18 protein-coding genes and 5 tRNA genes are annotated in these 26,493 nt (G+C 35.9%); 19 read left to right on the top strand and 4 right to left on the bottom strand.

The features are described from left to right. Positions 1 to 80: 80 nt before the first annotated feature. A complete protein-coding gene (tgt, locus tag ACFFLS_RS03715; RefSeq protein ID WP_379683156.1) occupies positions 81 to 1,211 on the bottom strand; it encodes a tRNA guanosine(34) transglycosylase Tgt in 1,131 nt (376 codons plus the stop codon). 289 nt (positions 1,212 to 1,500) lie between these two features. Between tgt and ACFFLS_RS03710 the strand changes: the two genes are divergently transcribed. From ACFFLS_RS03710 to ACFFLS_RS03700, 3 genes are all read left to right on the top strand, one after another. Then, entirely contained in the window at positions 1,501 to 1,803 is a 303-nt protein-coding gene (locus ACFFLS_RS03710; RefSeq protein ID WP_379683157.1) for a hypothetical protein, read from the top strand. A 243-nt stretch (positions 1,804 to 2,046) separates the two neighbouring features. Beyond that, entirely contained in the window at positions 2,047 to 2,895 is an 849-nt protein-coding gene (locus ACFFLS_RS03705; protein WP_379683158.1) for a transketolase, read from the top strand. A gap of 79 nt (positions 2,896 to 2,974) precedes the next feature. Next, positions 2,975 to 3,928 (top strand): transketolase family protein, encoded by a 954-nt coding sequence (locus ACFFLS_RS03700; protein ID WP_379683159.1) that lies wholly within the window; start codon positions 2,975 to 2,977, stop codon positions 3,926 to 3,928. Positions 3,929 to 4,003: 75 nt separating this feature from the next. Here ACFFLS_RS03700 and bamM read toward each other — a convergent pair whose 3' ends face one another. Further along, the gene (bamM, locus tag ACFFLS_RS03695; protein ID WP_379683160.1) at positions 4,004 to 5,176 is read right to left on the bottom strand and encodes a BamM family beta-barrel-assembly machinery protein; all 1,173 of its coding nucleotides are present in this window, start codon (positions 5,174 to 5,176) and stop codon (positions 4,004 to 4,006) included. Between the two features lie 79 nt (positions 5,177 to 5,255). Here bamM and ACFFLS_RS03690 point away from each other — a divergent pair, with 79 nt between their 5' ends. Both ACFFLS_RS03690 and ACFFLS_RS03685 read left to right on the top strand, forming a co-directional pair. Next, the gene (locus tag ACFFLS_RS03690) at positions 5,256 to 5,648 is read left to right on the top strand and encodes an Hsp15 family ribosome-associated heat shock protein (RefSeq protein ID WP_379683161.1); all 393 of its coding nucleotides are present in this window, start codon (positions 5,256 to 5,258) and stop codon (positions 5,646 to 5,648) included. A gap of 134 nt (positions 5,649 to 5,782) precedes the next feature. After that, positions 5,783 to 6,283, top strand: a complete 501-nt coding sequence (locus ACFFLS_RS03685) for a phosphoribosyltransferase domain-containing protein (RefSeq protein ID WP_379683162.1) — start codon at positions 5,783 to 5,785, stop codon at positions 6,281 to 6,283. On the opposite strand, the gene ACFFLS_RS03680 is transcribed toward ACFFLS_RS03685, so the two are convergent. Beyond that, positions 6,275 to 6,793 carry a shikimate kinase gene (locus ACFFLS_RS03680; RefSeq protein ID WP_379683163.1) on the bottom strand — a complete coding sequence of 173 codons (519 nt, stop codon included), beginning with the start codon at positions 6,791 to 6,793 and terminating at the stop codon, positions 6,275 to 6,277. The two genes, ACFFLS_RS03685 and ACFFLS_RS03680, sit on opposite strands and share 9 nt — an antisense overlap. A 127-nt stretch (positions 6,794 to 6,920) precedes the next feature. Here ACFFLS_RS03680 and ACFFLS_RS03675 point away from each other — a divergent pair. The 7 genes from ACFFLS_RS03675 (at position 6,921) to ACFFLS_RS03645 (ending at position 8,945) form a co-directional block, all read left to right on the top strand. Then, a tRNA-Lys gene (locus ACFFLS_RS03675) sits at positions 6,921 to 6,993 on the top strand. A gap of 40 nt (positions 6,994 to 7,033) precedes the next feature. Beyond that, positions 7,034 to 7,106 (top strand) — tRNA-Lys (locus ACFFLS_RS03670). A 44-nt stretch (positions 7,107 to 7,150) separates the two neighbouring features. Next, positions 7,151 to 7,233: transfer RNA gene (locus ACFFLS_RS03665), tRNA-Leu, on the top strand. 128 nt (positions 7,234 to 7,361) lie between these two features. Beyond that, positions 7,362 to 7,434, top strand: a tRNA-Lys gene (locus ACFFLS_RS03660). Between the two features lie 44 nt (positions 7,435 to 7,478). After that, positions 7,479 to 7,561 (top strand) — tRNA-Leu (locus ACFFLS_RS03655). Between the two features lie 140 nt (positions 7,562 to 7,701). After that, on the top strand, positions 7,702 to 8,160 hold the full coding sequence (locus ACFFLS_RS03650; protein WP_379683164.1) for a hypothetical protein: 459 nt from the start codon (positions 7,702 to 7,704) through the stop codon (positions 8,158 to 8,160). An 80-nt stretch (positions 8,161 to 8,240) separates the two neighbouring features. Further along, positions 8,241 to 8,945, top strand: coding sequence for a hypothetical protein (locus ACFFLS_RS03645; protein WP_379683165.1), 705 nt, complete (start codon positions 8,241 to 8,243; stop codon positions 8,943 to 8,945). A 13-nt stretch (positions 8,946 to 8,958) separates the two neighbouring features. Here ACFFLS_RS03645 and ACFFLS_RS03640 read toward each other — a convergent pair whose 3' ends face one another. Continuing rightward, positions 8,959 to 9,690 (bottom strand): type 1 glutamine amidotransferase, encoded by a 732-nt coding sequence (locus ACFFLS_RS03640; protein WP_379683166.1) that lies wholly within the window; start codon positions 9,688 to 9,690, stop codon positions 8,959 to 8,961. Between the two features lie 177 nt (positions 9,691 to 9,867). Between ACFFLS_RS03640 and ACFFLS_RS03635 the strand changes: the two genes are divergently transcribed. From ACFFLS_RS03635 to ACFFLS_RS03605, 7 genes are all read left to right on the top strand, one after another. Continuing rightward, on the top strand, positions 9,868 to 11,163 hold the full coding sequence (locus ACFFLS_RS03635; RefSeq protein WP_379683167.1) for a nucleoside hydrolase-like domain-containing protein: 1,296 nt from the start codon (positions 9,868 to 9,870) through the stop codon (positions 11,161 to 11,163). 41 nt (positions 11,164 to 11,204) lie between these two features. Continuing rightward, positions 11,205 to 12,350, top strand: a complete 1,146-nt coding sequence (locus tag ACFFLS_RS03630; RefSeq protein WP_379683168.1) for a DUF6438 domain-containing protein — start codon at positions 11,205 to 11,207, stop codon at positions 12,348 to 12,350. 228 nt (positions 12,351 to 12,578) lie between these two features. Further along, positions 12,579 to 13,277, top strand: coding sequence for an outer membrane beta-barrel protein (locus ACFFLS_RS03625; RefSeq protein WP_379683169.1), 699 nt, complete (start codon positions 12,579 to 12,581; stop codon positions 13,275 to 13,277). A 10-nt stretch (positions 13,278 to 13,287) separates the two neighbouring features. Further along, positions 13,288 to 14,019 carry an outer membrane beta-barrel protein gene (locus ACFFLS_RS03620; protein WP_379683170.1) on the top strand — a complete coding sequence of 244 codons (732 nt, stop codon included), beginning with the start codon at positions 13,288 to 13,290 and terminating at the stop codon, positions 14,017 to 14,019. A 19-nt stretch (positions 14,020 to 14,038) separates the two neighbouring features. Beyond that, positions 14,039 to 16,003 (top strand): T9SS type A sorting domain-containing protein, encoded by a 1,965-nt coding sequence (locus ACFFLS_RS03615; protein ID WP_379683171.1) that lies wholly within the window; start codon positions 14,039 to 14,041, stop codon positions 16,001 to 16,003. Positions 16,004 to 16,072: 69 nt separating this feature from the next. Beyond that, positions 16,073 to 25,909, top strand: a complete 9,837-nt coding sequence (locus ACFFLS_RS03610) for a SpvB/TcaC N-terminal domain-containing protein (RefSeq protein ID WP_379683172.1) — start codon at positions 16,073 to 16,075, stop codon at positions 25,907 to 25,909. Next, positions 25,902 to 26,351: a hypothetical protein gene (locus ACFFLS_RS03605; protein ID WP_379683173.1), complete on the top strand. Its 450-nt coding sequence runs from the start codon at positions 25,902 to 25,904 to the stop codon at positions 26,349 to 26,351. Before ACFFLS_RS03610 ends, ACFFLS_RS03605 begins: the two co-directional genes overlap by 8 nt. Positions 26,352 to 26,493: the final 142 nt, after the last annotated feature.

Here is a 26,493-nt window from a genome sequence, read left to right as displayed (position 1 = left end):
CAAGTTTAAAAGCTACAGGTTTCAAGTTTCAAATTTCAGATTCTTATCGGAAACTTGAAACTAAAAAAACTTGAAACTTCTTATAATCTTTGGCTCATATTTTTAACCATCATTTCTTTCCAAGGTCTGAAATCTCCTGCTAAGATATGTTTTCTTGCTTCACGAACCAACCACATATAGAAACCAAGATTGTGAATGGTAGCAATTTGTTTTCCTAAGTATTCGTTGGCAGCAAACAAGTGACGCAAATAAGCCTTACTATATTCGGTATCTACAAAGGTATGTCCCATTTCGTCGATTGGAGAGAAATCGGCTTCCCACTTTTTATTTTTAATATTGATTGTTCCATTTGCTGTAAACAACATTCCGTTTCTTGCATTACGCGTTGGCATAACGCAGTCGAACATATCAATTCCTAAAGCAATATTTTCTAAAATATTTATCGGAGTTCCAACACCCATTAAATAACGAGGTTTGTCTTCTGGAAGAATTTCGCAAACCACTTCAGTCATTGCATACATTTCTTCTGCCGGTTCTCCTACTGACAATCCTCCAATTGCATTTCCTTGTTGACCCGAATTTGCAATATATTCAGCCGACTGACGGCGTAAATCTTTATAAGTACTTCCTTGAACAATCGGGAAAAACGTTTGTTCGTAACCGTATTTATACGGTAATTTTTCCAAATGATTAATACATCTGTCTAACCAGCGATGTGTCATATGCATAGAACGCTGTGCGTATCTATAATCACATGGATACGGCGTACATTCGTCAAAAGCCATAATAATATCGGCTCCAATAGTACGCTGAATTTCCATTACATTTTCTGGAGTAAAAAAGTGGTAAGAACCGTCGATATGCGATTTAAACTTTACGCCTTCTTCTTTAATTTTTCTGTTTGAAGAAAGAGAATATACCTGATATCCCCCAGAATCGGTCAAAATATTACGATCCCAGTTCATAAATTTATGCAGTCCGCCAGCCTTCTCTAAGATTTCTGTCTGTGGACGAAGGTATAAATGGTAAGTGTTTCCAAGAATAATATCCGGATTTATTTCTTCTTTCAATTCACGCTGATGAACGCCTTTTACAGATGCAACTGTACCTACAGGCATAAAGATTGGCGTTTCAATTACGCCGTGATCAGTAGTAATACTTCCCGCACGAGCTTTAGACTGCGGATCTTTTTGTAATAAATCGAACTTCATTTGTTTCTTTTTTCAGTCGGCAAAGATAGATTAATTTCAGGGAAATTTAATTAATTAGAAAATTTGTCAATTAGAAAATTAGCTAATGTTTTCTTAATTTCAGATTCTGTGTTTTAGAACTTGAGATTCTCTGATTTGTTTTTTCATGTATGACATATTCAATTCAAAACAAACCGAATGTAAAAACTACAATATCAAACCATTAAAATATAACATGGTAGAAGTCCCTATTCCGTAATTTTAGATAAAATCATACTACAGTATTCTCAATACTAAAATTATAGAAATCATGATAAACGCTGACGAAAAATTAGACCAAATCAAAGATGATCAAATCGAAAGAAATCTTGAAAACATGGATTATCCTGCAAACGAGGACATTTACAATCAAGAAGAAAGATTAGAAGACATCGACCCTCAAGATATTTCTGGAGAAAGAATAATCAACAATAACGATCATGAGTGGAAACAAAACAGTGACAAAATCGGCAACGACTTAGACGTTCCAGGTTCTGAACTTGATGATGAACAAGAAGAAATAGGTTCAGAAGACGAAGAAAATAATTATTACAGCGAAAGCGATACAAATTAGCTCACTGGTCCAATCTTATTTTTGCCACTGCTTCTACCGATTAAATAGATTTTAAAATCATTATAATCCGTAGAATCAGTGGCAAAACTTTTATATACAATTATCATATTTTTGATTTTTCTCCAATTTTAATAAAAAAAGAGTAAAAAAATCTAACAATTGGAACCAACTAAAGCAGAAAATCATTTGTCTCTCCACAAAATATCCGCTACTTTTGCTTCAGTTTAAAATTTTACATATAAAATGAAGCCTAACACACAACAATTAAGCGATTTAACGATCCAAGTAAGAAGAGATATTCTTAGAATGGTACATGCTGTAAACTCTGGACACCCGGGTGGTTCTTTAGGTTGTACTGAATTTTTGGTAACACTATATCAAAATATAATGGACCGCAAAGAAGGTTTTGATATGGACGGAATTGGAGAAGATTTATTTTTCCTTTCAAACGGACACATCTCTCCTGTATTTTATAGCGTTCTAGCAAGAAGCGGTTATTTTCCAGTTTCAGAATTGGCAACATTTAGATTGTTAGATTCTCGTTTACAAGGACACCCAACAACTCACGAGGGACTACCTGGAGTTCGTATTGCATCTGGTTCATTAGGACAAGGTTTATCTGTAGCTCTTGGAGCAGCGCAGGCTAAAAAATTAAACAACGACAAGCATATTGTATATAGTTTACACGGAGACGGAGAATTACAAGAAGGTCAAAACTGGGAAGCTATTATGTACGCTTCTGCTAAAAAAGTAGACAATATTATTGCAACTATCGACTTAAACGGAAAACAAATCGACGGAACAACTGATGAAGTTTTACCAATGGGAAGTATTCGCGCTAAATTCGAAGCTTTTGACTGGGATGTTTTAGAAATTAAAGAAGGAAACAGCATTGATGCAATTCTTGCTGGTTTAACTGATGCTAAATCAAGAACAGGAAAAGGAAAGCCAGTTTGCATTTTATTACACACAGAAATGGGTAATGGTGTAGATTTCATGATGCACACACACGCTTGGCATGGTAAAGCACCAAACAATGACCAATTGGCTAGTGCTTTAGCTCAAAACGTTTCAACTTTAGCGGATTATTAAAAAGTGCTCAATCTCAGTAAACAGTTTTCAGATTAGAAACTTATATTACTTAGAAACTTAGCATCTCAAAAGAAATAAAATGAAAAAATACACAAATACAGGAAGTAAAGACACTCGTTCTGGTTTTGGAGCGGGAATGACTGAACTAGGTCAAAAGAATGAAAATGTTGTAGCATTATGCGCAGACTTAATTGGATCATTAAAATTTGACGAATTCAAGAAAAATCACCCAGAGCGTTTTTTCCAAATCGGAATCGCCGAAGCCAACATGATCGGAATTGCAGCAGGTTTAACGATTGGAGGAAAAATTCCGTTTACAGGAACTTTCGCTAATTTCTCTACAGGAAGAGTTTACGATCAGATTCGTCAGTCTGTTGCTTATTCTGATAAAAACGTAAAAATCTGCGCTTCTCACGCTGGTTTAACTTTAGGAGAAGATGGTGCAACTCACCAAATTTTAGAAGATATCGGTTTAATGAAAATGTTGCCAGGAATGACTGTAATCAACACTTGCGATTACAATCAAACTAAAGCAGCAACTATTGCTTTGGCTGATCATCATGGTCCGGCTTATTTACGTTTTGGACGTCCGGTTGTAGCAAACTTCACTCCTGCTGATGAGCCATTCGTAATCGGAAAAGCTATTCTATTAAATGAAGGAACAGATGTAACAATTGTTGCTACCGGACATTTAGTTTGGGAAGCTCTTATTGCAGCTGAAGCCCTTGAAGCAAAAGGAATTTCTGCTGAAGTAATCAACATTCACACGATCAAACCACTTGACGAAGAAGCTATTCTTAAGTCGGTTGCTAAAACAAAATGTATTGTTACTGCAGAAGAGCACAACTATCTTGGAGGTCTTGGAGAAAGCATTTCTGGAGTGTTAGCTTTAAACAATCCAGCTCCACAAGAATTTGTTGCAGTAAAAGATAGTTTTGGTGAATCTGGAACTCCTGAGCAATTAATGGAAAAATACAAGTTAAACAATCAAGCAATTGTTGAAGCTGTTGAAAGAGTAATCAAAAGAAAATAATTAATTTTCTACTCCATAAAAAAACCTCGAAATTTACATTTCGAGGTTTTTCTTTTTTCAGACTTACCCAAAGATTTACAATGGGTAAGGATATGTTTTATCTAAGTGAATTCTTGACCTGCCAGCTGCGGTATAATCTTCAGGTATAAAAGCTCTAGGATTTGACCTAGACTCTGGCTTAGAAGAATCCTTAAGTGCCCCGGTTGGTCTTCTCGGAATTCCCCATGGTTCTGTTTCGTCTACATTTATTGTATTCGGATTATCAGAAACCGGCTCGAAAGGATAATACCTGCTTATTCCATAATAAAAATCTTCGCCGTTAAGTTTGCCCCATCCAATTAAGTCTGTTGGTTTAGTAATCTCCATTCTAGTCGTAAATCCGTCTCCATCATCATCCAAATCAAGGAAATCTGCTATTCCGTCTCCGTCAGAATCATCTCCTTTCATCCAATCAGGAGGATTTGGATATCTTGTTACGTCTCTAAGATCATATAGATAACCGTCTCCATTTATGTCTTCAAGATAAGAAGGAATACCGTCTCCAACAACTGTAGTTCCAGAACTTGTTGCCGTAAACTCGCTGTCCATTCGTTGCAAATTAAACAACTTAAAGCTGAAAGTCAGTGGAGAATAGGCTGGAACATCACCTTGAACACGGTTATAATATCCTAAACCAGAAGGCAAAAACATGACACCAGCACCAAAACCTGTATAGGTAATCGAACCATCATTACCAGTCTGCGATGTACCAGTTCTAAACTGTGGCATTATTTCACCCCATCCGTCTATAATAGTACTGATATACACATCCAAATCAAAAGTTCTTGCCACGCCATAAGAAGAGTCAAAAATTTTATTATCAAGAAAAGTTCCAGTGTAAGCCACAGAAATCTTATCGACATTACAAGGTCTAGCTCCAGTTCCTTCTCTTAAAACTAAATAATATACTCTATAGGTAATATCACGATTATATACATCACGGTATTTTAACTCGTAATCTTTCTGATCCCAGATTGAAGTCTGTGTTCCTCCTGCTGGTATTTTTTCAAATGTAATATCTAAATCAGACGTAACTTCTTTGATATAATTGGTCTTTAAATATTTTAGAATAGAATCATTATCTGCTTTGTACTGCTCAGCATAATCTCTTGGCGGTGTCACCACTACCTCATCGTCATCGCTTTTATTACACGAAACCATAGCAATACCAGCCAGTAATAAAACAAAATAATATTTAAATTTATTCATTATTGTTAATTTTTTAGGTGCGCAAGATACAATATTGATTTATTTTTGTAAAGAATTTAACTTGGATTTTAGAAAAATTATGAGAATAGATAAATACCTGTGGTGCGTGCGATATTACAAAACCAGAAACATGGTTACAGAAGCCTGCAAAAAGAATCAAGTTACAGTAAACGGACAAGTTTCAAAACCATCAAAAGAAGTCTTTCCTACTGATAAAATCACCTTTAGAAAAGACCAGATAACCTATATAATCACAGTATTAGATATTCCACAAAATCGTGTTGGGGCAAAACTCGTAGATATTTACCGCAAAGACGAAACTCCAGCAGAAGCTTTTGAACATCTTGACATGATCAGGCTTTCTAAAGAGCATTACAGAAAAACCGGTACTGGAAGACCCACTAAAAAGGACAGAAGAGATATTGATGATTACGGAAATGATTTTATAGACGAAGAGGATGAGTTGGATTAAAAAAAAATCCAAATAAACAAATTCCAAATTCCAATGCAGTTCAAATTTGGGATTTGGGATTTGGGATTTGAATATTAAAATCTTATCCCATTCTTAATTTTTTAAAATTTGTACATTAGCAAAAAAAACAGACCATGAGCGAAAATATCATTTTAACCCATCAGGAAATCGAACACAAAATAAAACGTATCGCTTATCAGATTTACGAAACGTTTGTTGACGAAGAAGAAATTGTAATTGCGGGCATCGCTTCTAACGGTTTTATTTTTGCCGAAAAAATCGCGGCCTCTTTACAAACTATTTCTTCTTTGAATGTTTCTATCTGCGAAGTTAAAATCGACAAACAAAATCCGCAGTCGGCAATCCAGACCTCTTTGTCAGAAAACGAATATTCTAACAAAGGTCTGGTACTAGTAGATGATGTTTTAAATTCGGGAACTACTCTAATATATGCAGTACGTCATTTTCTAGACGTTCCGCTTAAGAAATTCAAAACAGCGGTCCTTGTTGATCGAAATCACAAAAAATATCCTGTAAAAGCAGATTTCAAAGGAATTTCACTTTCCACTTCATTATTGGAGCATGTAAAAGTCGTTTTTAATGACAACGGAAAAGATTACGCGTCTTTAAGCTAAAATCTCCAGAATATCATTTACCGTTTCTTCGACCGTTCTGCCGTCTACTCCAAGCTTATGTTGTGCGTGGTTGTAATAAAAGCTGCGGTCGAATAAATGTTTTGCGATAAACTCTCTCATTTCTTCTTCATTCATATTAGCAATCAAAGGACGTTTGCTTTTGTTATGTATTAATCTATTATATAAAGTATCGATTGATGCCTTTAAATAAATCGAGATTACATTTTCGCTTTGGAGCAATTCATGGTTATTTGCATAACATGGAGTTCCGCCTCCAAGACCAATTATAGTATTTTCATCAGATTGCAACAATTCGACAAACATTTCGTGCTCTAACTTTCGAAAATAGATCTCTCCATACTTTTCAAAAATCTCATTTATGGACAAATTTGCTTTTTTTTCGATGCATTTATCTAAATCCAGAAACGGAATATTGGTAATTTTTGACAAGTTTTGGGCAATTGTTGACTTTCCGCAACCCATGTAACCTAATAACACTATTTTTTTCATATTAATAAAACCTTATAAACTAAGACATTGGGAACTTTTTGTAAAAAAAGACAAATTTATAATAAAAATGCTTGGAAACTTCGAAAATAACTCCTTATATTTGCACCCGCATTCAAGAAACGAATATGACTCGATAGCTCAGTCGGTAGAGCACATCACTTTTAATGATGGGGTCCTGGGTTCGAGCCCCAGTCGGGTCACAAAATTTGTGATTAACAAAATAAGTTTCTTGAAAGCAATGACTCGATAGCTCAGTCGGTAGAGCACATCACTTTTAATGATGGGGTCCTGGGTTCGAGCCCCAGTCGGGTCACAAAAGGTCGGGTAATTTATTTTACTCGACCTTTTTTTATTTTCGGCCATGTGGAGAAACGGTAGACTCGCCATCTTGAGGGGGTGGTGCTCGCAAGGGCGTGAGGGTTCAAATCCCTCCATGGTCACTATTAAATCTGAAAGCCTATTTTATTGCAAAATAGGCTTTTATAATTTATTACAAAAAAAGCTTAAAAAAAAGGCTTCAAAAACTAAATAAAGTGTTTATATTTGCACCCTCATTAGAGAAATCAATGACTCGATAGCTCAGTCGGTAGAGCACATCACTTTTAATGATGGGGTCCTGGGTTCGAGCCCCAGTCGGGTCACAAAAGGTCGAGTAATTTAATTTACTTGACCTTTTTTATTTTAAGGCCATGTGGAGAAACGGTAGACTCGCCATCTTGAGGGGGTGGTGCTCGCAAGGGCGTGAGGGTTCAAATCCCTCCATGGTCACTATAAATAAAAAGCACAATTCTTTTGAAGGATTGTGCTTTTTTCGTTTTCAACCTTTATTGCAAGTCTCAAGGTTTGTCAATGTTTTTTTTTCTTATGTTTATAAACTGAATTTCTAAAAATCAACAAAAGATTAAGCTATGGCGTTATTTTTAAAGAAAAAAATCATTTATACCTCCTTAGAAAAAAAAGATTTGATTGAAATCTTACAGAAAAACATTGAGCCTTTTAAAAAGGACAATTCAAGTTTTTTATTTGAAGGAAAAATCGATGCGAATGGGAATTTCAATATCTCTCCAACTTTTGATTATAATGCCAGAAATCAAATAAGACCAGAAATCAAAGGAATTATATCAGGCAAACCAGAAAAGAAGCTGGAAATCGAAATTACATTTGATCTTCCCAACACAATAAAAGGCTTAATCGGAATTGTAATTATTATCAATCTTATAGCATGCTTAATACTTTGTTTCAATAATTTCTTTTTGAAATGGTATATGGTTCTATTTGCGATTATCTTTTTTTGTTCATTCACCTATGCCATATACGACCAAAAGGTAAAAAAGTCACTAAGCATTCTGGAAAAATTGTTAAAATAAAAAAACACAAAAGATGAACTGAAAGATTACGAGTTTAATACTAATTAGGACCATTTATAGCCAACCTAAAATCAATACTAATGAAAACCAAAATCCTGCTCCTTTTTATTGCATTTTTTATTATTCTTTCGTGTCAAGAAAGAAAAGAAACAAAAAACAAACTTCCTGAATTAAAAAAAGAACATAAAGCTCAGACTAAAAATACAATCCCTGAACAGGACACAATCACTATTGAATATCTCAACAAACACAATTCTTATGATTATGAAACCAAACTTCGCAACGGTTATGATTTAGAATTTAAATATTTTCGGGAAAACAAAAACAGCAGTATTGAAATGTGCTTGAATCTAAAAAAAGGAAATACCCTCATTGACACTTTAAACATTATGGGTTATGGAGCACCTCATAAAAATCTGGGATATGTTGGTGCAGATTACAATAACTATTTTGCTTTTGTAAATTCGTTTGGAAGTGGCAACCCGCACGAGTTTAGATTGATTGAAAAATCTACCGGAAAAACCATCAAATCTGGTTTCATTGTGGATAGTTTTAAAAAGCCAGAATTCCTTTTATACACAAAAGGCTATGATTCCCTGATGCTTTATGATATGGAAAAAAAGAAGGATAATTATATTGAAGACCTTGCCAAATCTAAAGAAATTGACTTAATGGTAAGTGAATTGAGCGATGGTCTAAAAATAAAAAAAGTCACCGCAAAATATGTCGTAATCGAGATTGAGAACCACGAAAACAAAATCATAACCAAGAAATACAACCGATAGTCATCTAAAAAGATTACTTAACATGAGAAGTCTTTTCAAAAGCCACAGCAAGTTTGTCTAAAAATAAAAACAGCTTCTCATTCATTTCTGTAAAATCATAACTTCTGATTTCATTTGGTTTCTGAACAAATCGGTGTTTTGTATTATCGAGCAGAAAATCTTCCTCTTCTGCAATGAGCAATTCTACGACATCTGGCGTAAATTCCATATGGCACTGAAATCCATAAACCAAATCTGAATAAGCAACGATTTGCCTCGGACATCCATCGCTTTCTGCCATTATTTTAGAGTCTGCCGTAAGGCCTGGCATATCATTGTGCCAATGACCAACTGATAAAGGTGATCCAAAATGTGAAATTTTCGCATCCAGCAATCCCTGATCTGTAAGCCGAATAGGTAAAACTCCGATTTCTTTTTCGGGACTAGACTTAAATTTTGCCCCAAGTGCTTCTCCAATCAGCTGCGCGCCTAAGCACACGCCCACAACGGCTTTTCCTGCCTGAATGCACTTTTGTAGTAATGCAATCTCAGCTTTGGCATTAAAATGAGGACATTCTTCTATCGTAGTGTTTGGACTCTGTGGACCTCCCATAACAATCAGCATATCTATATTTTCTATTGTTTGAGGAAGCATATCATTTTCAAAAACTTTCGAAAAAGTAATGGAATGCTTATGCTTTTCAGCCCATTTTAAATAGGCTCCCGGCGCTTCAAATAATTCGTGCTGTACGAAATGGATGTTCATGAATCTTATTTTTTGAATACTAATTTCTAGTGCAAAACTACTTTACTTCTTCAATTTTAAAGAGGCACAGTTTAAAAATAAAACAGCTAGTCCAGCTTTTAAATGCAATTCAAATCAGTTTTTGTAATCATTTCTTTATATTAGCAAAGAGTAATACACAAAAAAATAAGTACAATTATGAAAATTTGTTTCTATACCGTTTGTTTTTCAGTCTTTTTCGCTACTGCTGTTTATTGCCAAAAACCAACTCCAGTAAAGCCGAGAATAGTAATTAGTACCGATATCGGCGGTACAGATCCTGACGACAATCAGTCAATGACTCATTTGTTAATGTATAGCGATAAATTCGAAATCGAAGGCCTGATTTCGTCACCTTCTTACGGAAATGGAAGCAAACAGGAAATAATTCGAATGATTGATTTGTATGAAGAAGACCTTCCAAAGCTTCAAAAACATCAATCGGGATTTGCTAGTCCCGATTATTTACGCTCCATAACCAAACAAGGTTATCACGGAAATGTTTCCTTTATTGGATATTCTAAAGCAACAGAAGGATCAAAATGGATTGTTAAATGTGCGAAGAAAAAAACCAATCAACCATTATGGGTTTTATGCTGGGGCGGATTAGAAGATCTGGCTCAGGCTTTACACGATGCTCCCGAAATTCAAAACAACATACGAGTTTACTGGATTGGCGGACCCAATAAAAAATGGAGCGCTAACAGCTATGCTTATATTGTTTCAAATTTTCCAAATTTATGGTTTATTGAAAATAATTCTTCCTATTATGGTTTGTTTTCGCCACATGATGAACCAGACAATGTTATTCTCTCCAATTACTATTCAAAATACATTCAGGATAAAAGTCATTTAGGAAAAGACTTTATCAACTATTATAAAGGAGAAGTAAAAATGGGAGACACGCCATCTTTATTATACATGATGGACGGCGACCCAAACGATCCGACTCGTGAAAGCTGGGGCGGCAGTTTTGAGAAATTCAATCATAGTCCAAGAACTGTACTTAAGCGTACTACAACCGCAAATGATTCGATAGCCTTTTGCTCGATTTTAGAACTTCGATTTACGATTCCAAAATCAAAGGCAAAGAAAGAATCAATTTGTTTCTGGATGGAAGTCCCATATGGAAAAACAGTGCAAAAATGGCCAGGTTATTATATAGGAAATGATGTTTATGCAATACGATATATTCCCAAAAAAGCAGAAGTTCTAAATTACAAACTGTCTTCAGATTTACCTGAAATCAATGGGAAAACCGGAACTTTAATCGCTACCAACTTATGGCCCGGAAAAAAAGGCCCAGACGATTACAAATTGGGCAATAACTGGTTTACAGACAAACATGACAAAGACTTGTATTTTGGCATCATACAAGGCGGAAAAACGGTTTCGAAATGGAAAGAAGAAATTCTATTGGACTGGAGCAAAAGATGGAACTGGCTAAATGAATAAAAACCACAATCTTAAATTACGCTTAATCAATAAAACAAACTATGAAATCTAAAAAAATGCTTCCTCTCCTATCCTTGTTTTTGGTTTTGTTTTCATGTACAACTAAAAATGAAGAATTTAAAAAGAATATATTAGGCGAATGGAAATTCATCAAATTTGTAGACACCAAAACAGCAGTAAGCAATAACGGCAAATTACTCCGACTTCCAGCTCAACCTTCATTTGAATTATCTACACAAGGATATGTTTTTTCTGAAAAGGACAGCTGTGAAGTCAAAATGGGCTATTTTAAAAGAGTGGATTCAGAAGAATGGGAAAAGAGAAGAACCTTTTATCTAGGCAACAAAACAAAATACGAGATTAAGGATGATAGTCTGAAAATTTTAAATCTCTCTACAAAAAAGTGGGTGAAACAAAAAATTTACTCTATTTCAGAAGACACTCTAACATTTCAGTTTAGCGACAGCACTTTTGCAAAATTTGCCAAAATTAGATACAAACCAGACCCTAAAGAAAGCTATGACCACATTATGGTTTCGTCCTCGGGTTGCTACGGAATCTGTCCGATAATGGATATCAGATTGGATAAAAACGGTGATGTTTTATATTATGGCAATCGTTATAATACACAAAACGGAATTTTTAAATCTAAAATTTCAGTGGCTCAATACAAAAGCATTGAAAACAGTTTTAAAAAAGCAGATCTTAAAAACCTTAAAAACGCTTATAGTGCTGACATATCCGACCAAGAAGAAGTGACCATTACATTTGTAAAAGACAACAAAATAGTAAAGTCTATCAGTGATTATGGCAGAGAGGCTCCAATGGAATTCACGTGGGCTTACACTCCTGTTCGATTTTTGTACCAACAATTAAAACTAAAACCGGAAAAATTCGAAACTCCACTTCTATCACTTTCAGGTTTTAGTTTTACAAAAGGCAAAATGGAACTTTACTTGACAAAATCTGAAAGTTTTTACTTGTTGACGGAGTTGCAAAAGCCCAAAACAAGCAACAGTACTTTTGAAAACGAGTACAAAATTGAATTTTGGAACGACAAAAACAAAAAAGAAGTAATATTTACAGACGGCCGTTTTTACAAAATCAAAGGAATAACCTTTGACCTTGGCTACAATTTATTGATTGAAAACAACTTAGAATCAAAATTTACAAAAAGCCCCAATTAAAGTATAAATTCTGAATTCTTATTCCTACAGAAAAGCTACTCAAGGTGTTGAGTAGCTTTTTTTTGCCTTTAAACAAAAGTTAAAAATCAATCTCTAATTCCTTCAAAAAGCCTCCTACAGCCTTTCTGATTAAAAATTAACGTTGTTTGTCGGCAAAAAATATCCTCTTGACGGGATTCCGTAAAAACTACTGCTAATTAATACATATATTCGCAAAAATTTTTTTTGATGAAAGTAATATTACGCTTATTAATATTTTCTTGCCTTTTTAATTCCCTATACGCCCAAAACGAAACCAACATTACTTACGGATTAAAATTTGGCGGACTGCATTCTAAAATCAGTAATCTGCCGGCAAGCATAAAAGGACGAGACAATACTTTTGACAACAGCACTATGGAAAACCAAGGTGTTTATGGTCTCGAAGGAGGTTTCTTTCTTAATTTAAAACTTTACGATACCCGCGTTGCCATTCAGCCTGAGATTTTATTCAGACAATCTGGCGAAAAAGTAACTTATCAGGACGCTTTAGGAAAGAAATTTGATTTAGGGCTCCACTACTCCTACCTACAGATTGGTGCATTGTACAAAGTATATCCGTACGAAGGTTTAAATCTTGGTGCCGGAGCTTTTTATGGCATCAACTTATCTCCCAACAATGTTACTTACACTTCTAACGAAGCCAATGGAATGTACGATGTGGCTACAAGACAGTTCTACATAGATGGTCTTGAAGGCGCTGACGATTTTGCATTGTGCTTTGCATTAGGATACGAACTTCATAAAAGCATTCACTTTGATATGCGCTATTATCTTGGCGTAAAAGATATGGTCAAAAGTCATGCTTCCTCTTTTCAGTTCATCGAAAACCAGAACAAAAGCAGTGTTTTTTGTTTTTCGCTGGGCTACAGTTTTCATCAATGGTAATTTATAAAAAATGAAAAAAATTATTCTGCTTCTTTTATTAGTAAGCACAAATTCTGTTTTGGCACAAGGTGACAGAGAAATAACATACGGACTTTTTGGTGGCGGTATCTACTCAAAAATGTCGAATCTTCCGGATGTGATAGTACCAAAAGGTATTTATGAAGGTTACACTTTGAAGGAAGAAGGCAAGTTTGGCGGAACAGGCGGACTTTTTATAAACTGGAAATATCCTTATGCGAAAGTGAGTATCCAAACTGAAATTTCGTATTCAGGTCAAGCAACCGATTTGAATTATGAAGATATAAAAGGGCTTAAATATAAAATGACTTTTGGATACAGCTACATCAATGTCGGTGCTCAGTTTAAATATTATCCTGTAGAAGGATTTTATGTTGGCTTTGGTCCTTATGTTGGTTTTAATATTGCAAGCGATAACATAAAGTATAGTTCTAATGCGCAGCAAATTTTTGCAGATTCAGGAGTATATTTTGAACCTGATGCCAATGTTCAAAAGGTTTTGAAAGAATCGCTTACCGGAAAAAACTACTTCTACGGAATGCTTTCTGCTGGTTATGAATTCAGCTCAAATTTGTCTATTGGCGCTAGATATACCATAGGTTTGACAGACGCACTGGCAACAGAAGAAAACGGACATCGCTACAGCGAAAACAAAAATAAAATCAACAGCATCTCTTTGATTATCGGGTATTCTTTTGACTTTGATGATCTCGCTAATTTCTAGCAATCAAAAACTCTTCTTTATGTATAAAAAGTTTTTCTCAGCTTTCGTTTTTATATCGTTATTGACCGTAAATCTTGGGTTTTCGCAACAAAAACCGTTACCGGGAGCAGTATCAGAACCGTATTTCTGGATTAAACCCAAAAATATTGGAGAGAATTATTATTGGGAAAACCTAACTGATAAACAAGGAAAAATAACTGCCGCAAGACAAAATGGAAAGGCTTTCAATTTTAATCCGAGCATTGTTTTTGACACGGCTCAGGATTCTTTGATTTTACCTCTTGGCACTGACAGCAAAAGACGCCAAACAATATTTATGGTCTACAAAGTAAAAGACAGTTTAAAAGAACAGTTTTTATGGACCATAAACGATCCGAACAAAATACTTTCTACCGCAACAAACAAACGTTTAGTCGATTTAAAAAAATACTCGTACCAGTCGTATCAGGAAAAAATAAAACCGCGTAAGGCAAACATTCATTTTTTTCAGCAGAACATTACAGATAGTGTGGCTAAATCGTCTTCTTTGACCATTGGGCAAAAATCAAAAGCCGAAAAATTACCTCCTGCAGAATTTACTGGAAACATTAGCGAAATTTTGGTTTACAACCGCGTTTTATCTGGTGCCGAAACACAAAGAGCAGCAAGTTATCTCGCAATCAAATACGGAATTTCGCTTTCGCAGTTTGACAACAAAAACTACGTTAACAGTCTAGGGCAAACTATCTGGGATGTCGAAAAACACAAAGGCTTTACTTCTTCGATCACAGCTGTAGGACGTGATGATGTTAGCGGATTGCTACAAGCCAAAAGCAGCAATATGATTGATGAAGGTCTTCTGACTATCGAACTTAAAAGCAAATCGGAAAAAATTCCAGACAATTATTTTGCTTTTTGGAGCGATAACGGAAAAGAACTTTTAGTTAAAAAACAAGAACAGGGCGAGCCGGTTGGAATTTCGAGAGAATGGCAACTTGATTTTGCAAATCCTTCTGATTTAAGCCTTAGTTGGACTTTCAATCCTAAATATATCAAAGGCACTTTACCAAAAGATACTTTTTATTGGCTTTTGGTTGATTATTCTGGAAAAGGAACTTATGATGAAAATGATTCAGAATACATTCGTTTAGGAAGTACTTCGAGTACCGAAAAACTTGTTTTAAACGATTTTGATTGGAATAAGCAAAAACAGGGAACTGCCAAATTTACTTTAAAAATCGCTCCGCAAATGTTCAGCCGTGTCTCGATTACCGAAGCGGTCTGTGGTGTAGCAGGGTCTGGAGAGCTTAATTATACTATCGAAGGTGGTGAAGCACCTTATACCGTTACCGTAAAAAAAGAAGGCAGTGAAACCATTGTGAAACAATGGAATCAGGCTGCTAAAAGTAAATCTGGATTACAGCTTTCGTCTGGAACCTACGATTATATTGTAAAAGATGCAAAAGGAAATCTGTACAGCGAAACCGTATTTGTGGCAGACAAAGAAGGCACTTCTCCGAATCTTAAATCTGAATATTTGCTGACCGATGGAAACGCATTGCTTTTAGACGCCAGCAAAGATCTTCCGAACGGAAATTATCAGTTCGAATGGTTTTACGAAGGCAACTTTATTGATGACAATTCAAAAATACTAATTGACCAACCGGGTATTTACGAGCTTCGACTTACAAATAACCAAGAATGCAAAACGTCTAAAAAAATTGCTGTAGCAACAGACGGAAAAGAAATCACAGATTCAAGTGTTTTAATCTTGTATCCAAACCCGACTCCAGACGGAAAATTTTCTATTGCAATGCAGTTTCCTAAAAAAACAAATGCATCAGTAAGCATATATTCGCCGACAGGTTCTTTAGTCAAACAAAAACAATTCACACAAATCGAAACCTATTTGTACGAAGACAGCATTCACGGATCTAATGGAATGTACCTTCTTAAAGTGACTTCTGATTTTGGAACCAAGACTTTTAAAGTTATTGTAAAATAATCCGGCTCAGGAATTCCTGTCTCAGCACTAAATAATATAAACCGATCGCCCTAACCGATTATCCTTTCTATGAAAAATAAAACAATATTACTGCTCTTTTTAATTGGCACATTTTTGTTTGCAGCAAATTTTGGAGATTATAAAATCACATCATTGTTTTCTGAAAATACTTTTACAGAGGAAATAGCAACTGTGCAATCAGATGTTGCTGTTGTTTCTAAAAATGAAAACAAAAGCACAAAATTGTTTACAGCAGATATTCAGGAAGGGATTATCGGAACTGTAAACTCCGAAGATATTGATGATGCATATGATAACGTTTTTCACCTAAAAATTGATGAGCTTCCGGTTGCTTCAGAAAATGCTTATTTGGAATATGAGTTATATGGTTATGATCAAGCAGCATCTATTTCAAGAAGTTTAAATAATCAGCCTAGTATCGGTGGGCAGTTTTTATCGCGTAATAAAGCTTGGACAAAACAATCGGAACTATTATCTGAAAAGTCGCTTCGCGAAGGCGACAACGTACTTTTATTTACTGCTCCAGAAGGAATTTCTAATAGTTATAAAGTCAAAAATGTTAGAATTGTTTATAAAACAACTTCGGCAGATAAAAATTTCACGCTTTTAAAATCGGCGGATAAATTATACATCAAAGGAACCAATTTTCCTTCTCAAATCAAAAAAATAAGCATTGCAGGAATTTCGGTTGATGTAAACCAGCCTGAATTTGAACTGATTCTGAATGCCGAAAACATTGGAAAAACTATTTTGATTATCAAAGAAATGACAACAGGAATATTGGTAAATGAAAAAATAGGGATTAACCAGTTTACCAAAGTTGAAGATTTCAGACCGCTGGAAAATGCGAAAGAACGTGTTTTTAAAACTATTGATTTCAAAACAGAAAACACACTTTCTTATAAAGAATTTGATGCCGTTTTTCCTGCCGAAGCCTTAAAAAACAACATTTCTGTTTCGGTAAGCGGCCTTAGAAAAATTGATATCGCGCCTCTTAATTCGGCTATGGTAAACGTTACCGCTGCCAATGCCGGTTTCAGATTACTGCCACACGGAACTGTTTTTGAAAAAGCTGTTACACTTTCGCTTCCTTACGATAAAAAAGCTATTCCGGAAGGTTATACCGAAAAGGATATCAATGTTTTTTATTTTGATGAAAACAAACGTCTTTGGCAGGAAGTTACCAAAGATTCGCTTAACAGTAAAGACGGAATCATCAAAGCCAAAACAACTCATTTTACCGATTTTATTGCTGGAATTATAAAAATGCCAGAATCGCCAGAAACTTCAGGTTATACTCCAACAAGCATTAAAGATTTAAAAGCCGCGAGTCCATTAGTTGGAATTCAGTCAATCGCACCGCCTTCTGCAAATGGACGCGGAACGGCAAGCACTGGTTTTGCTATCGCAGTTCCAAACGGAAGAGGCGGTATGCAGCCATCATTTAATTTACAATATGATAGTGACGGTGGACACAGCTGGGCAGGAACAGGTTGGGATATTTCGGTTCCGTCTGTAAATATCGAAACCCGCTGGGGAGCACCTCGATATGATGCTTCAAACGAAACCGAAAGTTACAATCTTGCTGGAGAAGCCTTAATTCCGAATTCGCACAGAGCAGAATGGATTGGCAGAACTTCTGATAAACAATTTTATCCAAGACGCGAAGGCGCTTTTCAGCAGATCATCCGTAAAGGATCTTCTCCTAAAAATTATTACTGGGTAGTAAAAGATAAAAGTGGTGTAACCAATTATTATGGAGGAAATGAATCTGGTCTGAATACGAATGCTGTTCTGCAAGACGGCTCAGGAAATGTGGGGCATTGGGCGCTTTGTCTTCAAAAAGACTTAAAAGGAAATACAATCACTTATGAATACGACAAACGCGACGGGGAACTTTATCTTAAAAAAGTATATTATACCGGTTTTGGATCCGAAAAAGGAAATTACAATGTAACATTCGTTAAAAATTCAGATTTGGGAGAAACCAATCGTTTAGATGTTCAGGTTTCTGCGAGATTAGGTTTTAAACAATTAAACAATCAATTACTGCGAAAAATTGAAGTGCGTTACAAAAACAGCATGATTCGCAGTTATGAACTGAAATACAAGGAAGGTGCTTTTAAAAAGACTTTATTAGAATCGATTTCAGAATACGATTCAGAATCCAAATTATTCTATACCAATACTATGGATTATTTCGACGATGTTCGTGATTCGTCTGGGAAATACAATCCTTTTGGCAATGTGCAAAGCTGGAACGTTCCTAATGACAATCTTTCAAACTCTTCTATTCCGGCTTTTAGCGATTTATTATTTTCGGGGAAACATTCGTTGGTAAGCAGTACTGAAGGCTCTACTGAAGGTGTGAGCTACCGACTTGGTGTAGGTTTAGCAACCAACGCAGGAAGCTTGAAAGGATTTACTGTTGGAGGTCACGGGGGAAACAGCTGGGGGAAATCTGATACCGCTGCAATTTTAGAAGATTTAGATGGCGACGGTCTTCCTGATAAAGTTTTTAAAACCAAAAATGGCGTTTACTACAGAAAAAACCTTTCAGGAACTGGACAAAATGGTTTTGGCGAAATTCAGGCAATTAACATCAGTGATGTTGGATTTTCGAAATCAACTTCGTTTAACTGGGGTGTCGATTTAAATTTAAAATACGGAAACATTGGTTATGACCAACAACGCTCTACCAGTAAAACAAAAGTCTATTTTATGGACTTTAACGGAGACGGATTAATCGATTTTGTTCGTAACGGCCAAGTTTATTACAACCGATTGGAAAATGGGATTCCAACCTTTAAAAACAGCAGTTCAGGGACACCATCTCCTGTTTTCGGAGGAGGAGATCTTACCATTCCGGGATACACCACTATTTCTGCAGAAGAAGTTGAAAAACAAAATCCGCTGCACGATGTAGTGCGTATGTGGGAAGCACCCGTAAAAGGAACCATCAGTGTATCTCATCAGTATCAGCTTGTAGAAGAAACTACTCCTGAAAGAATAAAAGCCCGTTCTGAATATGTAAACAATTCTGGAAATGATAAAGCAGATGGTGTACATTTATACTTTCAGAAAGGAAACCAATTAATTTGGAATGAAGCAATTGGGGCAAAAGATTATGCCCTTAAAAACAGACAAAACACAGTACTTTCAGTTGAAAAAGGCGAACGTCTTTATTTCAGAGTCAGTGCTGTAAAAGATGGGAATTTTGATACGGTAAATTGGGAACCTGTTATAACCTATTCTCAGTTCAAACACTTTGACAGAGACCTCAACGGAAACGCTACAGAAAGCGATGTAAATGCTGCAAACTTAAAAGATGCCAATTTATATTCTCTTTCAGATTATCAGGCAAGCACAGATTTTTTCAGCAGCTCATTGGCTGGAAAAGCGATTCCGACTGCTGGAAATGTTTTATTGAAAGGAATTTTGAATAAACCCGTTACTTCAGATCATATCAGATTAGTAGTGACTAAAACTTATTTAGAGCAAAATAATCCGCCAGTCGTTGTTTATGAGAAAACATTTTTAGCAAATGAAGTGGCTTCGTTTAATTTAGCGTCAATTACATTGCCTTCTTTTGAAGCCGAGACACAAATAAGCCTTGCATTAGAAACGCCAACCAATATAAACTGGCAGACCGTTTCTTTTTCTCCAAGTGTAGTTGTACCAGCTTATCCTGGTAGCGTTGCAGAAGAAACACCAATAGAGGTTTCACATTTATTGTACAACAAACGAGAAGGAAATTACAATGTTCCAGGAATTACCGCAACAACAGGAGGCAAGGTAAAACTGAGTATTTTGCCACAGGATTTAGTGCTGGCAGTTCCGTTTCAATATCCCGGAAACATTAATAATTACAACGGAGAAGTTATTATTTCGGCTAAACAAAATAATCTTTTATTAGCTCGCCAGCGTTATCAAATTACTGCCGGAACTCTTGTTCCTATAACTAATGTTTTTGACAATTTGGTTGTTTATCCAGATGCCGCTTCGGGAGTTCCGATTCAGTTGGAAATGACCGTTTCTAATCAACAGTCGATTACTATCATCAAAAACTATCCAAAAACAAATGCTTTAAAAATTCAGGTTCAAGTAACCGATTTCAAGGATTTGGCTGATTTGGCAGATGATGTAATCTGGAACGGCTCAACAGATGATTTTTCAATCTACAGCCTTTTAACAACAGAAGAGCGAACATTAGGACTATACCACAGAAACTGGGGCGGTTTTATCATTAACGGAACACTGGCATCTAATACCATAGATCAAACGCAGTTGAAAAATTCTGATGCATACAACGCAGAACCGGATTTAAACAATACGGATCCTGAAAATTATGATGGAAAAGGTTATGAAGTAGCCAACAATTATTTTGTTTCTCTAAATCCGTCTTACAATAAAGCAAAATGGCAAGGTCTGGAAGAAGGAATTTATATAAAAGGACAAACAATCGGAACCTCAAGATTGGGAGAAGATGATATAGCCGATTACACCGATTTTTCACTTCCGAATCTGCAAGGAGGAAGCACTTCTGCATTGGATATGATCAGCGAAAGCAAAAGCAAAAGTATTTCGGCTGGAGCTTCTGCCGGATTTGCAAACGTAGGTTACAGCAAATCTATAGACGGAGATTCTTATGTTACGCAGACCATGAGCGATTTTAACGGAGACCGTTTTCCAGATTATATTCGAGGTGGAAATGTTCAGTTGACAGCTCCTGTCGGAAAAATATCAGATGAAATCATCGATCTTGGTGACAATTTCAGTCATGCGACAACCACTTCTGAAGGACCTAATTTTGGTGGAAGCTATAGCCATGGAGCGGCAAAAAGCGGTTTAGGAATCACCGTTGGAAAAGTCGCTGCACAACGAGAAGCATCTAGATCATGCGCAGATGAAGAAGCTGATAAAGCAAAAGACCAAATTTCTGTAAGTGCATCACAAGGTAAAGGAACTGACCGTGCCAGAATGATTCATAGCGATATTAATGGTGACGGACTTCCAGATAAAATTACAGACTCTGGAGACGTAATGCTAAACACCGGTTACGGATTTGTTCCTGGCGGCAATTGGAATCTAGGAAGCTTAAACAAAGGCTTTTCTAAAGACTGGAGCGCTGGATTAGGTTTCAGTATCAAACAGGGATCAATTTCTGGAGGTGCCAATTATGCAAGATCAGAGTCTGATGTTGACGAGTCTTTTATGGACATCAATGGAGATGGCTTGGCAGATAAAATCAGTTATCAAGGCAATACTATGCGTGTCGCTTTTAACCTAGGAGGCTCTTTTGATACACCAGTAGTATATCCTAAGTTTTCGGAAATGAATTTAAACAAAGGAGTTAGTTACGGTATGAATGCTAATTTCTCATTCGACATTACAATCTGGTTGCTTCGTATAACGCCAACTGTTGGAGGAAGCAAAGGCTGGAGTACAAGCCGTTCTGAAGGAACTTATATGGATATTGACGGCGATGGAAATTTGGATTATGTTGTTTCTACAGACGATAATAATTTAACGGTTCAGCTTTCCAACATCAGAAGAACCAACAAACTTAAAAGCGTTAAAAATGGCGCTGGAAATAGCTATACCGTAGATTACGAGCTGACTAAACCAAGTTACGAAAATCCTTCTGCAAAATGGGTTTTACAATCAATTGATGTTTTTGACGGACATACGGGCGATGGTATCGATCATTCGATTGCTAAGTTTAGATATGAAGACGGTTATCAAGACCGTCGTGAAAGAGAGTTTTATGGTTTCGGGAAAGTAATTCAGGAACAGATTGATGCCACTGATAATTCGGTTTTCATGACTAGTATTCAGGAGTTTTACAATCAGGACTATTTTAGAAAAAACCTTTTAAAACACAGTTATACCTTAGATAAAAACGGAAAAATGCGTCAAGAAGCCGAAAATGAATACAGCTTTGTGGATGTCGCTACGCAATCAAGTGTTCCGGTTTCTGAGTTAAATTTACCGTCTTGTGATGATAAACGAATTTTTGTCGGATTGATTCATGCCAATCAAAAAGTATACGAAGGAGGAAGTGATTATCTAGAAACAAACACCTTTAACACTTACGATGCTAACGGAAATATTGTTCAATACGAAGATTTAGGAAATGGAACTGCCGATGATAAAGTAACTGCTAAAATTACGTATCACGAAAGCACTACACCTTACTACGGCGGTATTCCGAAACAATTGGAAGTATATACAACTGACGGATTACGCCGTAAAAGAGCAACAACAATTAACACAACAACTGCTGAAGTAACGCAGATTAAAAACTACGCAGCAGCAGATAAAATTGCCATTACTGATATTGCCTATGATACTTATGGAAACCTGCAAAAAATTACAGGTCCTACCAATCATAAAAATCAGCGAATGACTTTGGAATATGTATTTGATGGCGAAAACCATCAATACATGACCGAAATCAAAGATGCGTTTGGCTATCAAAGCAAGATGGAATACGATTATCGTTATGGCATTCCATTAAAAACCACCGACCGAAACGACCAAAGCATCATTTATACGCTAGATGCCAAAGGCCGTCCAGCAACGATAAAAGCACCATACGAAATCGCTTCGGGAAAACCGTATACAATTGCGTACGAGTATTTCCCTGAAGCAAAAGTGCCGTATGCCAAAACCAAAAATTACGATCCTGAATTAGACAAAGACATTGAAACATTCACCTATACAGACGGTTTAGGAAGAGCTTTACAAGTTAAAAAAACAGCCAGTTTGTTTACGCAACCAGGAAGTGCAGATCAGGAAGCACATATTATATCAGGAAAAATAATTTATGACGGATTAGGAAGACCAATTACCAGCTACTACCCTACTACCACTACGACAATTGATAACAATTTTAGTGCAGCATTATCTAATGTTACACCAACTAAAACAGAATATGACGAAGTCGGACGTGCTGTAAAAGTGACATTACCCGACGGAAGTACCAATACTACTACTTTTGCTCTGGAAGATTATGATGGTGTAACGGTATTAAAAACTACTCAGACTGATGCATTAAACAAAACAGCTGAAACATTTACGGATGCTACCGGACAGAACTTAGCCAGCATGCAGAATGATTTATTAACCAAGTTTGAGACCAATGCATTAGGCGAAATGATAAAAGTAACCGATGCTATGGATCATGTAACCAAAAGCAGTTACGACTGGTTGGGAAGACGTACTGAATTTACGCATCCTGACGCTGGAACAACAACGATGCAATACGATTTGGCAAGTAACTTAACTACTCGTATCACACAGGATATCAAAAATACGGTGCCAAATGGAGGTGCGATTGAATATGTGTACAATTACAACCGTTTAGAAAGTATAAAATATCCTAAAAATCCGCAGAATAATGTGCAGTACAACTACGGAAAAGCAGACGGAACTGCATCTCGTCGTGGCAGATTATGGTTTGTACAGGATGCCAGCGGTGGTCAGGAATTTTTCTATGGGAAACTGGGAGAAATAGAAAAAGAAATCCGTACGCTTCGAATTACGCCTACAGATGTACAAACGTACATTTCGCAATACGAATACGACACTTGGAATCGTATTCAGAAAATGATCTATCCAGATGGTGAAGTGGTAGAATATACCTATAACCGCGCTGGAAATTTACAAAGCATGCAAGGTAAAAAAGAAAGCCACACTTACGATTATATCAAACAATTGAGTTATGACGAATTTGAACAACGCAAGTATTTAAAATACGGAAACAATACCGAAACCAATTATACTTATGATCCTGTCATGCGTAGGTTACAGCAATTGCAGGTAAAAAGTGGCTCAAGACAAGTCATGAACAATGCTTATGGTTATGATTTGGTCGGAAATGTATTGAGCATCAAAAATACATCTCCCGTTGTAAATAATACGCTTGGAGGAACATCTTCGCATGAATATCAGTACGATGATTTTTACAGATTAAAATCAGCAAAAGCGACTTATCAGGGTGAGTTTACCAAAGCAAGCTACGAGCTGAATATGAGCTACAACAAAATGCACAATATTACCAAAAAAGATTTGGTGCATACCGTTAATAACGAACAGAAAGGTTATGTTTTAGATTATAATTACGATAACGAATTACATCCGAACGCGCCAAATAAAATTGCCGAAGTCGGAAAAGCTATTCCACGTGAGTATATTTACGACGGTAACGGAAACCCAACGAGTTATACCGAAGACCAAAACTTCAGAAAAATGACTTGGGACGAAGAAAACCGCTTGATGGGAATTAACGATAATGGTAGAATTCACCAATATACATATGATGCAGGAGGCGAACGAGTAATAAAAAGTTCGGGAGATTCTCAGAATGTTGCCATAAATGGAGAAACCGCTGCCACGATTGTACATACGGATGATTATACAGGTTATGTAAGTCCGTATTTTGTGATCAGTAAAGGTAAATTTACCAAACATTATTTTGAAGGCGCCGGACGTATTGTAAGCAAATTGGGGAATGGTGCTTTCGCTCAGCCATTAGGAATTACAGCAGGTGGTGTAAATTATACCAAACTGACTGCAGAACAGCAAAAAGCATTAGATACCTACGTGAGAAGTTTAGGGTTACCGCCTGGACCCCCAACACAACAAGGCATTTATGCAACACCAGAGTTTACAGGAGATCCGTATCCTAGTGAAGTAATTAAACCGGTAGACGAAAATCAGGAACCGCCAGAAGGCTGGCCAAGAAACCCTATTTTCAATGCTCCGGGAGATGTTCCAGGGCCACCAGTGCAATTCGGTCCTCCGGTTGAACCCGAAACCGTAAAATCTGGAGAAGGTTTTACCGGAACAGGTATGCCTGAGAATGATATTTTCTATTTTCACCCTGATCATTTAGGAAGTACTTCGTATATTACCAACAAAAACGGCTCTATTTCACAACATGTCGAGTATATTGCATTTGGTGAGGTATTATTTGAAGAGCATTCATCTAGTTTTTCTAGTCCTTATTTATTTAATGGGAAGGAATTGGATAGGGAAACAAATTTGAGTTATTACGGGGCTAGGTATTTGGATATGAAAACTTCGCTTTGGTTGAATGTGGATCCATTGGCGCTTTATAATCCTGTATTTGAAGAAGAGTTTTATTTTGATGGACAGCATAATGGAGGCGTTTATTATAGTGGAAATTTAAATCCTTATATTTATTGTTATCAAAATCCAATTAAATACATTGATCCTAATGGAAAGCAGGCCAACTCTAGTGTTTTGTTGAAAGCGAACTTTAAAACTATTTACACACGATCTGGTCTACCGATTAAACACCAATATGGATATAAATTTACGCAAGGAGTATCACATTTACTAAGTTTGGTAAGTAATGTTAGTGAAAAAAATATCAGTAATGCTAAATTGAATTTTCAACATACTCTCGTTGGTGGAGGAGCACTAACAGAAGGCTCAAGCTCTAATAATTCTACCATAAATATATTTTGGAATGAAGCTCCAAAAGGGAAAATATACAATACAAATGCAAAATGGATAGATGGATTTTTAGGTTTAATGGCTCATGAAGTTGGTCACATACCGCAAATAGATAAAGCAGGTGGCAATGTAAGTCATTTACTGGGGTCTTTAGGTGAATATATAAATAATTGGGTTCATTTAAATGATTCGCATGATAGCACATATGCTCATAAAGAAAATGAAGCAGAGATAGGGTCTATAGAATTTGAAAATTTTAACGAATTCATAAATAACAATTATGGAAAAAATAAATTGGCGAAATTATTTAGCAATAAACATAATACAGAAAAAGATATTATAAAAAGATTAGATCAATGGTGGAGTAATTATCAAAAACAAAAAAGTAAAGATGAATAACAAAAAATATATAATTATAATATTTTTCATACTTAGTTCTTGTCAAAAACATAATATTTATTTTGATATAAAAAGTCAAAGAATTTTTAGTTGTAACAATATACCAATTAAATTATTAGAAGTTGATAATGACTCGATTAAAGCAAATGGTTTTCCTTATGAAGGAGGTTTTTTGTTTGTATGGGAAGGTGATAATGAATTAATTCCTTCTGATTTTTCATTTAATAATGTACCTAAAGAATATCGTTGTACCAAAGGAGGTATTTTATATAAATCTAAAATAAAATTAAAACCTAATTGTGGATATATCGTAAAAAAGTCGGGAAATGGTTTAAATCCAGATGTTATTAAAATTTGGACAGACAAAAAAGGTATAGTTTATAAAACTACCCGCTCTGAATGTATTGATAATAAAGGAACATCTGAGGAATTATTAAAATAATGAATTCTTTGTTGATGGAATAAGGCTAACAGAACCAGTAATGTTTAAGATCTGTTGGTGGTTAACAATTGTAAAACCGTATTTTATGATAATACTTTAAAATCATTTAAAAATGACATGGACAAAACGATTCGAACAATTA

The organism is Flavobacterium procerum, from assembly GCF_042431625.1.
Lineage (GTDB): Bacteria > Bacteroidota > Bacteroidia > Flavobacteriales > Flavobacteriaceae > Flavobacterium > Flavobacterium procerum.
This window is presented reverse-complemented; position numbering and strand designations above follow the sequence as displayed.

Bases quoted from the DNA above. Each gene is read 5' to 3' on its own strand.
- ACFFLS_RS03710 (WP_379683157.1), top strand. From the start codon at position 1,501: ATGATAAACGCTGACGAAAAATTAGACCAAATCAAAGATGATCAAATC.
- ACFFLS_RS03640 (WP_379683166.1), bottom strand. From the start codon at position 9,690: ATGAACATCCATTTCGTACAGCACGAATTATTTGAAGCGCCGGGAGCC.
- ACFFLS_RS03650 (WP_379683164.1), top strand. From the start codon at position 7,702: ATGGCGTTATTTTTAAAGAAAAAAATCATTTATACCTCCTTAGAAAAA.
- ACFFLS_RS03645 (WP_379683165.1), top strand. From the start codon at position 8,241: ATGAAAACCAAAATCCTGCTCCTTTTTATTGCATTTTTTATTATTCTT.
- ACFFLS_RS03685 (WP_379683162.1), top strand. From the start codon at position 5,783: ATGAGCGAAAATATCATTTTAACCCATCAGGAAATCGAACACAAAATA.
- ACFFLS_RS03615 (WP_379683171.1), top strand. From the start codon at position 14,039: ATGTATAAAAAGTTTTTCTCAGCTTTCGTTTTTATATCGTTATTGACC.
- ACFFLS_RS03690 (WP_379683161.1), top strand. From the start codon at position 5,256: ATGAGAATAGATAAATACCTGTGGTGCGTGCGATATTACAAAACCAGA.
- ACFFLS_RS03610 (WP_379683172.1), top strand. From the start codon at position 16,073: ATGAAAAATAAAACAATATTACTGCTCTTTTTAATTGGCACATTTTTG.
- ACFFLS_RS03625 (WP_379683169.1), top strand. From the start codon at position 12,579: ATGAAAGTAATATTACGCTTATTAATATTTTCTTGCCTTTTTAATTCC.
- tgt (WP_379683156.1), bottom strand. From the start codon at position 1,211: ATGAAGTTCGATTTATTACAAAAAGATCCGCAGTCTAAAGCTCGTGCG.
- ACFFLS_RS03630 (WP_379683168.1), top strand. From the start codon at position 11,205: ATGAAATCTAAAAAAATGCTTCCTCTCCTATCCTTGTTTTTGGTTTTG.
- ACFFLS_RS03620 (WP_379683170.1), top strand. From the start codon at position 13,288: ATGAAAAAAATTATTCTGCTTCTTTTATTAGTAAGCACAAATTCTGTT.
- ACFFLS_RS03705 (WP_379683158.1), top strand. From the start codon at position 2,047: ATGAAGCCTAACACACAACAATTAAGCGATTTAACGATCCAAGTAAGA.
- ACFFLS_RS03635 (WP_379683167.1), top strand. From the start codon at position 9,868: ATGAAAATTTGTTTCTATACCGTTTGTTTTTCAGTCTTTTTCGCTACT.
- bamM (WP_379683160.1), bottom strand. From the start codon at position 5,176: ATGAATAAATTTAAATATTATTTTGTTTTATTACTGGCTGGTATTGCT.
- ACFFLS_RS03700 (WP_379683159.1), top strand. From the start codon at position 2,975: ATGAAAAAATACACAAATACAGGAAGTAAAGACACTCGTTCTGGTTTT.
- ACFFLS_RS03680 (WP_379683163.1), bottom strand. From the start codon at position 6,793: ATGAAAAAAATAGTGTTATTAGGTTACATGGGTTGCGGAAAGTCAACA.
- ACFFLS_RS03605 (WP_379683173.1), top strand. From the start codon at position 25,902: ATGAATAACAAAAAATATATAATTATAATATTTTTCATACTTAGTTCT.